The following is a 7,660-nucleotide window of genomic DNA, read 5'->3' as shown; positions in this document are numbered from 1 at the left end:
CGGCCAAGACCATTGCCGCGCAGATCGAGAAGACCGAAGCCGAACTCGCCAAGAGCGACCACCCCGCCGCGGCTGCTGTGCTGAAACGCCTGACGGCCGCGCGCCTGGCCTTCATCGACGTGGTCGACTTCGTGGCGGGGCAGACCAAGGCCTCGCCCAACGCGGTGTTCTCGGGCAGCGTGCCGTACCTGATGCTCGCGGGCAACCTGGTGGCCGGCTGGCAGCTCGCGCGCTCGCTGATCATTGCGCAGGACCTGGCCTCGCGCAGCTTCGACACCGACTTCATGCTGGCCAAGATCGCCACCGCGCGCTTCTACGCCGAGCACATCCTGAACAAGGTGCCGGGCATCCGCGACAGCATCGTCGACGGGGCCGAGAGCGTCACGGCGATGCCAGTCGTTTTATTTTGAGGGGACTGATGTGCAAGCGAAACTCTTGCTGTAAGGGGACATCTTCTAGGGCGCCTCCTGGATCACAAGAACGCGCTGCGTGAAGATTCAGGAGGGATGCAGTCTTGTATTCGGCCTGTTGTTCAAGCTGGTATGCCTGATGGCCTCGACTACACGCCTGGCGTATTCATGGTCGGGCGCCACGTCCGGGGCAAGTGGACGTGCGCGAAGCGCGAGACCCTGGTCCAGGCGCCAGTGCCCGCGCAGATCATCGACAAGGGCATGCCGTCGGCCGGCTTGCTGGTCCCGATCCTGTGGTGACAAGTACGCCGACCACATGCCCTTTTTACCACTGGGAGAGCAGAGAGAGGGTGGGCGCCCGTCGTGCGTGTTGGCAATCGGCATGAGTGTGTCTTTTGAAAGGAAGGGATCGTGACGGGGAGACGTCAGGGCTCCGTAGATCGCGCCTCCGGGAAAGGTTGGGTAGCCGGGCCTAGGCCGCAGCCATGCGCCGCTGCACGACGTCCAGCAGCACATGAGCGCCCTGGACAAGTTGGTCGTCGTCGGTGTGCTCGCGCGGATTGTGACTGATGCCGCCGCGGCTGGGCACGAAGATCATGGCCGATGGGGCAATGCGCGCGATCATCTGTGCATCGTGGCCCGCGCCTGAGGTCATACGCCGGTTCGCGAAGCCGAAGCGCTTGGCCGACGCTTCAATCTCGTCGGCCAGCCCGGCATCGAACACGACGGGTTCGAAGCGCACCAGGCGCTCGGTCTCGAGCTTCACACCTTCTCGCTCGGCAATCTCCATGAGGAAATCTGCCAAGCGCTTCTCCGCCGCTTGCAGACGTTTTTCGTCCGGATCGCGCAGATCCACCGTGAAGGTTGCCTTGCGCGGAATGACGTTGATCACGTCGGGTTCGATGCGCAGCGAGCCAGTCGTCGCCAGCGTTGTCTCGGGCGCCGCGCCCACCACGCGCTCGCGCAGGAATGTCACGATGGCCGCGGCCACGTAGCCCGCGTCATGGCGCAACCTCGTCGGTATGGTGCCCGCATGGTTTGCGGTGCCATGCACAGTAATCTTCTGCCAGGAGATGCCTTGCAGGTTCTCGACGACACCAATCAACTGGCCCTCAGCTTCCAAAACAGGGCCTTGTTCGATGTGAAGTTCCAGGTACTCGTGTGGCACGATGGCGCCCGGCTCCAGATCGCCTGCGTAACCAATGCGCGTGAGTTCGTCACCCAGGCGGGTGCCATCCGTCCCGATCGTGTTGAGCGCCTTGTCCACCGCAAGGCGGCCCGCATAGACCAGCGAGCCCATCATGTCCGGCTGGTAGCGCACCCCTTCTTCGTTGGTGAAGGCCCCAACAATGATGGCGCGGGTCGGCTGCGCGTCGACTGCCTGGTAAGCACGGACCACTGCCAGACCTGCCAGCACGCCATAGCAGCCGTCCAGAGCACCGGCGTTGCGCACCGTGTCAATGTGCGACCCCATCATCAGCGGCATTCTTTGCTCTGGGCTCGGCGGGCCAGGCCTCACGATGGCGATCGCTGTCTGAGCCACGCCCTGATGCCCCGTCCAGCAAACGTGCCGGCGACCCAGCTCCCTCCCAGCGCATATGCCCGGAGGCGATGGCACAGCGAGTAGGGGCAGCGCCTCGATTGGCCAGTAGGCTGTGCGCGCCGGTATCCTGAGACCTCGGCCGAATTCAACTTGGAACTTCGCCGAAACCCGCGAACGTCGTCTTGAGTGAAAAGTTGCCTCGACGACCCAGTAGTTCAGCTGCTTTAGTGCCTCTGCCATGGAACAGCGTCGAGCCTTCCAACACTTGGCTTCGTCCAGTCGCACACGCCTTCTTGAAAAATGGTTTGGAGTTCTGACCACTGGGCTGGCGAAAAAGGCACCTTGTAACTCGAGAGCTCAGGGGCTTTGAGCGCGCATTTCATGACATCCTGCCCAACGTTCTCGCCCGCTTGAATTCGCGGGGTCGAATAGACCGGGAACATCGTGTTGCAGACACCATGAAGCTCCAACGTCGCGGGCTCCGCATGCGCAATGCCACCTGAATCCCAACACGTATCGACAAGCGCTGGAGGCTTGTTCTTGATCACCTTGTTTGCAAAATTGTCCGAAGAGGTGTCTGCAGAAATTCTTTCAAGCCATTCATTGTGGGCCACAAGCGCCATCTTCGTTAGGTTGACGGCACCTTTGTATCCGCCGACGTTTGCGGACAACCAGCTGACGTGATTAGCAACCGTCCCGTTGCCGGCTTGCAACCTGGAGCGAGTCGTGAAGGTGCGGATTCTTGTGTGCGTATTTAAACCTTCGGTATAGAGGCGTGTATCGATAATGGGTATCGTGATGCCGACCCCTGAATTTACAAGGCCTGATTTATATGAATTTTCGACACCTTTGATATTCGCGGCAGACCTCCTTGTGGTTGGAAAGCCGTTGACGTCAAAGCCGCCGACCCCTTTATTCAGATCAAGGAATTGGTCGACGGTAATATCTCCACGGTTTAGCGCTTGAAGGCCATATTGAACACCGATGTTGTCATAGATCGCACGGGCAAAGCCGGTATCAGCGTCCAATCCAAAGACATTGACCAGTCCATCTACATATCCCCCGCGAGCGCCGGACGGGTTGGTCACCGGGTCGAATATCAAAGATTTTGGCACGACCGGATTGAAACCTAGGGTTGGCGTCACGAAAGCATGGCCAGCCGAATCCCAACTGCGGCATGTGGTCGAGCCGTCCTCGATCGGATAACCGGCAACTTGAGCCTGTGTTGAAACAGGCCAAGATCCGGGGCTCGCACCGTCGAAATATCGATTTAGCAAAGAGCAGTCGACCACGTCGAGTATCACGGATGGAGTATCTGCAAAAGATAAACCGGGTGTGATCGCGTCCAGTACGCCGGGATAGCTCTGCGCAATGAAGTGTTGAATCATCGCTCCCCCCGACGGCCCCGTTCCGATCGTGAATTTCGGTACTCCATAGTTTTTCACAAAATGTTCTTTGAGCATCATCGAGTTTTCCGCCGCCATCACCGGATCGCACCCGTTGTCCATCGCCATTCGTGAAGCGAATGCGACAGCGAACCCTAGACTGAGCGGGTCGATGGCATTGTCGGTGCTCAAGGGGAGTGCTTGGAGAGCGTCCGGCAACGCGTTTGACCCGGATCGATAACCCGGTGAGCATCCTCCGCCATATACAAGATTCAGTTTTCCATTCCACCCTGCGCCAGGCTTCTTCCCGCTTTTTTTCCATGGATCGGATATCGGGTTGGTGGGGTCGTCGAGCAGGGCGATTCGATATATGGATTGATCCATCGTGCCCGACTCCACCCTTATGATGAAGTTGACCTTTTTACCGTCAATTGTCTCCGTGGTGGCGAGATCTGCAGGGTAGGGAGGAACCAAGCTGGCCAGCGGCTTAAAAGTGTTCGAGCCGGTGACGTAATACCAGTCCACACGGCTGGAAACATTGCAGCTCGCATCCAGTGCAGAGCCAAGCCCCGAACTCTCAGTCTCACAAATCCACGGCGTCTGATGCGGCCCTGCAACTACAGGCCCCGACGACGGATGATTCTTGATTGTTAATGATGTTTCGGGTCCGGATTCTTCTTGCGCTGAAATCGTGTTCTCACCGAGGTGCAGGCCACCAATACGACCCGCAAGGCGGTTCTCCCTAGGGTCGTATTCCAACGACGAGCTAACGTCGACGCCATTCAGTCGAACCGTCAAGTTGGCCGCAGAAGCCGATGCAGAAGTGGCGTCGCTGCTCACAGCGACAATCACATCACCTCCGCTGACCGTATCGCTGCGCGAGGACAAAATTTCGATCTTTGGCGCACTGCTTTTGGGCGGCTGTGCTTCAGAGGAAACAGGCAACGAGAGGCTGGGGCTTGAGCTGGAACCTCCGCACGCACCCACGATTGCAGCGATGGCGAGCGGAATTGATGTCCTGCAGCGGATTGGCAGAAGCAGCGTCACCAAGCGTCTCCACAGGTGAAGAATTTCCCAGGGCAGACTCATTGTCTTGACGAAGAAAACGCGCATAGCTATCTCCTGCACAAATTGTTCTGACATGCTCAGTGCACCGGTCTTCCCGCAACCGCGTCTTGGGCTAAAGGCGCTCATCGCGTCCGCAACGGTCTGCCGAAAGGGCAAAGATTGAGGGCCGACCAAGCAAAGAAGCAGTGCTGTGGTTCGTTGTCTGCGCAAAGAACTGCTTCCCCCCAATTGACATGCGCTCGGTAGGCGTAGTCGCCCGCGATTCCGACGCTCGGCGGGGCGCAACCTCATGCGGACGTGGCAATTGTGTGCGGCAATCCATGTATAAACAATAAAAAAGTAATGTTAAATGTATGGTGTTTACCCTTGAGCTGCGGCGTGCCCGACGCTTGTCGAGGGCCCAAGCGGATGCCAGATGGATGCCGGGATTCTGATGTGGCGTCGGCCGGCGCCGCATTCGTGCACGACACGGCCACTGCGTGCGTCGGACGCGCGCATGCGGGAGTTGGTCCAGCGCCTCCTCGCGCTCGATACCGGTCGCGCCATCGGCCGTTCTTGCCGGGAAAGGAGCGCGATCAACAGAGTTCGCCAACGCCGTGATTGTGTTCAGCCGTCGGTTGGATATACATTACATGTTTATTGTTAATTCCGCCTCCCATGCCCTTTGCTCAAAGTCTTGGGCGAGCGGGGGTTGCATTGCGGCCTTACTCAGGGAATCCCGACATGTCGATTCGCATTGGGCGCCTGCCCGAAGATGATCAGAGCAATGGATGGAGCGCGTTGCTGCCGCCACGACGGGTGAATGCCTCGTTGCATGGCGAGATGGACTTTGACTGGCTGGTGGTCGGTGCCGGGTACGCAGGCGTCGCGGCCGCAAGGCAGCTCGCTCAGCTCCAGCCCAACGCATCCATCGCGCTCATCGAAGCCGGCGTCGTCGGGGAAAACGCTTCCGGCAGGAACTCGGGCTTTGCGATCGATCTTCCGCACGCACCTGGCATATCGGAACACGGGATAGAGCAGGGCCGCCGCGCCATCCGCGTAGGGCGCTTTGCGCTCGGTGAACTGGATCGCCTCGTCAAGGTGCACCGCATCGATTGTGGCTGGGAGAAGCGCGGGCGCTATCACGTCGCGGTCACGAAACAGGTCGCGAAGCGCTCTCTTGCGGCGTACGAGACCCACCTCAGGGCTTGGCAAGAGCCGTACCGGTGGTTCGATCGAGACGAGCTCCAGGAGGCCTTGGGCACCGCCTACTATGGCGCGGCCATTCACACTCCGGGCACCTACCTCGTCAATCCGGCGAGTCTCATCCGCGGCCTTGCCGACAGCCTTCCTCCGCAGGTCAGGCTCTTCGAGAACTCACCCGTGATCGAAGCAGACATCCGCAGTTCAAGGCCCAGCGTGCGGACCCCGAACGGCAGGATTCGCGCAGGCGGCCTCATTCTCACGGTCAACGCCTTTTCGCAGTCCTTCGGCGTCTACAGCGCGCGGCAAATTCCGATACTGCTGTTCGCAAGCCTCAGCCGCCCATTGAGCGAGGAACAGGTGCGCCAACTCGGCAGCGAGCCGACGTGGGGCGTGACACCAGCGCACGGCATGGCCGGGTCGACATTGAGGCTGACACGCGAGCGCCGGCTGATGATTCGCCAGGGATTCGAGTACTCGCCGGGATTGCGCACCACCAATGCCCGGCGCGAGAAGGCCCGGCAAGCCAACCTCGCGCTGCTGCGTCGGCGATTTCCTCAGCTGGGTCCCATCGAACTGGAGCACTTCTGGGCCGGCTGGCTTGCCGTGTCCCACAACCACGCGCCCGCGTTCGGTCGCGTGGGACCGCGTTCGTTTGCCGCGTCGTGCTGCAACGGCTCGGGCATCGTGCGACACACCGCGTCAGGCATGTTCATCGCGGACCTGGCGCTTGGCCACGATCATTCCCTGGTGGCGGATTTTCTTTCACAAGGAACAGCCAACTACATTCCTCCGCGTCCGCTGCGAGACCTCGGCGTCAGCCTGGCCTTTTCCTATGGGGTGTGGACGGGGCGAGGCGAACGATGACGCTCTCGTCGACGACGCACAGGCCGCGCGATCCTTCATCTTTTCACCTGGAGCAACTCAATGACTTCTCTTCGCCTCATCCCGGGACACACGATCACTTCCGAGGTGCGTGGGGGGGCTGCCGGCGGCGTGGCCGAAATCTCCTGGGTCGTCATGGACAGCGAAGGCGCTGCGCTGCCCTGTGGTTTTGGCCGTTGGCACGAGGCGGCCTGTGAGTCCAAGCTGCTCGACTATGACGAGATCATCTTGGTCCTGGAGGGTGTCTTCGGTGTCGAGACCGCGAGCGGAGAGCGCGTTGAAGGCCGCCCCGGCGATGTGATCGAAATTCGCAAGGGGACCACAGTCAGATACTTCGGGCGCGAAGCCAGACTCTTCTTCGTGACGAACTGAGACTGGCAGCGCGAAAGGGGAGGCCTACGGCCTGCTCGCCTTGCGCTGCTTGTCCCGGGCTGCGGCAACGATCATTCCGGCAAGGCATTCGAGTTGGGCCGTGATGGATTTTTCCTTCACTGGAAACAGCTTGAACACTGCGATCCCGCGAAGCGTGGAGAACACCATTTCGGCGAACCCCTCAGGATCATTGTGGTTCGCGGAGATCTCAGGGAAGAGCTCCAGGAAATGCGCGAACGAGACAGGATCTTCTGCCTGTCTCTTGGCGTCGATGCGCTTGAACAGCGAGGGAATGGACTTGCACCCGAAGAACAATCCCCAAGCCGCGACATAGGAGTCTGCACCGTAAATGTGCTGCCATGCGCGCTTCACGAACTCGCTCGCACGCTCGCCGAGCGGGATCGTGGCGTCAGGCCACACCGGACCGTTGTCCGACAGCGGAGCCATGACCTCTTCCACGACCTCCTCCAACAGGGCCTGCCGCGTCCCGAACTGATGCTGCAGCGCACCGAGCGTGACTTTCGCGCCTGTTGCAATGTTCAGCAGGTTGGCTTTCTGGAAACCCTGACGCCGAATCAACGACACCGCTGAATCCAGGATGCGACGGCGGGTCGTTTCGCTTCGCTCCGCCTGGGTTCTGACGACGCGCCGGGTTTTAGATGAGAAGGTAGCCATCTTCGTATTGTATTGACGGTAGTCAGCGTTCGCGTAAACCCTAAACGTTTTGCAATAAACAATTATTGTTTTACGTAGGATTGGAACGTACGATGCAACCTCCTTGGCCAGCAACTTCAAAGTCTCGCCGCAGTGACAAC

6 protein-coding genes and 1 pseudogene are annotated in these 7,660 nt (G+C 59.9%); 4 read left to right on the top strand and 3 right to left on the bottom strand.

Annotated features, from left to right (window positions below; translation table 11 throughout):
- Both BMG07_RS08515 and BMG07_RS08510 read left to right on the top strand, forming a co-directional pair.
- On the top strand, positions 1–410 hold a 410-nt coding region (locus tag BMG07_RS08515; protein ID WP_198084181.1), incomplete at its 5' end, for an acyl-CoA dehydrogenase C-terminal domain-containing protein.
- Between the two features lie 141 nt (positions 411–551).
- Positions 552–732, top strand: a pseudogene (locus tag BMG07_RS08510) (IS66 family transposase); the annotation flags it as partial.
- Positions 733–882: 150 nt separating this feature from the next.
- Here BMG07_RS08510 and BMG07_RS08505 read toward each other — a convergent pair.
- Together BMG07_RS08505 and BMG07_RS08500 are read right to left on the bottom strand one after the other, a co-directional pair.
- Positions 883–1,896, bottom strand: a complete 1,014-nt coding sequence (locus tag BMG07_RS08505) for a Zn-dependent hydrolase (RefSeq protein WP_198084179.1) — start codon at positions 1,894–1,896, stop codon at positions 883–885.
- Between the two features lie 281 nt (positions 1,897–2,177).
- The gene (locus BMG07_RS08500; RefSeq protein WP_198084178.1) at positions 2,178–4,481 is read right to left on the bottom strand and encodes a DUF6351 family protein; all 2,304 of its coding nucleotides are present in this window, start codon (positions 4,479–4,481) and stop codon (positions 2,178–2,180) included.
- Between the two features lie 648 nt (positions 4,482–5,129).
- Between BMG07_RS08500 and BMG07_RS08495 the strand changes: the two genes are divergently transcribed.
- Positions 5,130–6,455 (top strand): FAD-binding oxidoreductase, encoded by a 1,326-nt coding sequence (locus BMG07_RS08495; RefSeq protein ID WP_198084177.1) that lies wholly within the window; start codon positions 5,130–5,132, stop codon positions 6,453–6,455.
- A gap of 60 nt (positions 6,456–6,515) precedes the next feature.
- The gene (locus tag BMG07_RS08490) at positions 6,516–6,845 is read left to right on the top strand and encodes a cupin domain-containing protein (RefSeq protein WP_198084176.1); all 330 of its coding nucleotides are present in this window, start codon (positions 6,516–6,518) and stop codon (positions 6,843–6,845) included.
- Positions 6,846–6,869: 24 nt separating this feature from the next.
- Here the strand turns inward: BMG07_RS08490 and BMG07_RS08485 are convergent, their stop codons facing one another.
- Positions 6,870–7,520, bottom strand: a complete 651-nt coding sequence (locus BMG07_RS08485; RefSeq protein ID WP_198084175.1) for a TetR/AcrR family transcriptional regulator — start codon at positions 7,518–7,520, stop codon at positions 6,870–6,872.
- Between the last annotated feature and the right edge of the window lie 140 nt (positions 7,521–7,660).

The organism is Variovorax sp. E3, assembly GCF_016082275.1.
Taxonomy (GTDB): Bacteria; Pseudomonadota; Gammaproteobacteria; order Burkholderiales; family Burkholderiaceae_C; genus Variovorax.
Note: the sequence above shows the minus strand (reverse complement) of the source record. Positions and strands in the feature narration are given on the sequence as shown.